The sequence below is a fragment of the Slackia isoflavoniconvertens genome, from assembly GCF_003725955.1.
Taxonomy (GTDB): Bacteria; Actinomycetota; Coriobacteriia; order Coriobacteriales; family Eggerthellaceae; genus Slackia; species Slackia isoflavoniconvertens.
Genome location: NZ_QIBZ01000038.1, coordinates 1 through 896, shown reverse-complemented (window position 1 = coordinate 896; position 896 = coordinate 1). Strand labels below are relative to the sequence as shown.

Sequence of the window (896 nt, the reverse complement as noted above, 5' to 3'; positions counted from 1 at the left end):
CAGGCCTGCCGCGCTTGCCCTCGGGCCTGGGCCTGGCGGCCCTGGCGGCGGCCCTGGCGGCGTTCCACTCCTCGCAGCGCACGGCGTCGAGCGCGTCGTTCATCCACTGGACCACGTGGAAGGGGTCCATGACCCACCTCGCGTTGGGGCAGCGGCGCTTGACCAGCTGCCTTATCCACCTCGCGCCGTCGGCGGTCACCACCTCTATGGCGCGCCTCTGCTCGCGCGTGAGCTCGTCGAGGAACAGGTTGAGCACGTCCTTGCCGGTGCCCTCGTGCGCCCAGATGAGGCAGCCGCGGTCGTGGTCGACGACCACCGTGACGTACTTGTGGCCCTTCTTGTACGACGTCTCGTCGATGCCGATGCGGCGCACGCCGTCGAACCTCGAGGCGCCGCGCGCGGCCTCCAGCTCGGCGTAGACGCGCCTGCACACGCCGCCCACGCTGTGCCACTCGACGCGGGCGAGCTCGGAGACCGCCGAGGCGGTGCAGCGGACCGCCAGCCACGCCACCCAGTCCTCGAAGTCGCGCGTGAAGCGCGCCCCGTGCCGCGCCCAGGGGACGGCCTCGGTGCGCACGCCGTGCTCCGGGCAGCGCACCCTGCAGGGCGCGTACTCCAGGTAGCAGGCCGAGCGCGCCAGGTCCATCGCCCTCCACAGCCTGGGGGCCCCGCGGTTCGCCATGTCGTAGAAGTCGCAGGCCCTGCCGCATACGGGGCAGCGGCGCTGCTCGCGCTTGTAGGGCCGGACGCTCACGACGATGCGCTCGGCCTGTTGATGTTCACTAAGAAGTGGTCCGAGTGATCACTGGGAAATGAGCACCGTGAGCACGAAAAATTGAGCAGTTTAAGCAAGAGGGCCGCGCCCCGGGGACCGGGGGCGCGGCCCTCGCCGTATG

At 70.9% G+C, this 896-nt stretch carries 1 protein-coding gene; it reads right to left on the bottom strand.

Going from position 1 to position 896, the window contains the following annotated elements; all coding sequences use genetic code 11:
- On the bottom strand, nucleotides 1-646 hold a 646-nt coding region (locus DMP05_RS09635; protein WP_161957539.1), incomplete at its 3' end, for a transposase.
- Nucleotides 647-896 lie beyond the last annotated feature (250 nt).